A 540-nucleotide genomic window follows, 5' to 3' on the forward strand; every position below is an offset into this window, starting at 1 on the left:
CATCAGTAGCATGGGGCACCTGCGGGTAATGTTGCGCGGTCGCTGGAATCGGGGAAGGAATCGGCGGCGGTGTATCAGGGGCAGCAGGAGGAGCGGGGCGCGTGGACATGGGCGAAACACAAGGATGCAACCCCGCTATGGTAGCCGCTGGCTGGACGAATCGCGGGCAAGCCATCACACTGGCAGACAGCGCCCCGCTCAATTCCGCCTACCGCCCGCCATGACACTTGCCACCCTGCTGCTGTTCGCCCTGGCTTCGGGCATTACCATTGCCACCCCCGGCCCCACGGTGCTGCTGGCCATGAGCAACGGGTCGCGCCATGGCGTGCGGGCGGCCGGCTGGGGCATGGTGGGCGCCATCCTGGCCGACATGATCCTGGTTGCCATCGTGGCATCGGGCCTGGGCGTGCTGCTGGCCGCCTCGGAAACCGCCTTCCAGGCGCTGAAATGGGCCGGGGCGGCCTACCTGGCCTATCTGGGCTGGCGCCTGTTGCGCAGCGACGCGCCCGTGCCCGCGCCCCGACAGGACGCCGCCGCAGC

Annotated in this window: 1 protein-coding gene; it reads left to right on the top strand. The window is 69.3% G+C overall.

The features are described from left to right. Positions 1 to 220 precede the first annotated feature (220 nt). A partial coding sequence (locus LPZ50_RS25250; RefSeq protein WP_230665551.1) for a LysE family translocator occupies positions 221 to 540 on the top strand: 320 nt, incomplete at its 3' end.

The organism is Bordetella petrii, assembly GCF_020991325.1.
GTDB classification, from domain to species: domain Bacteria; phylum Pseudomonadota; class Gammaproteobacteria; order Burkholderiales; family Burkholderiaceae_B; genus Bordetella_A; species Bordetella_A petrii_E.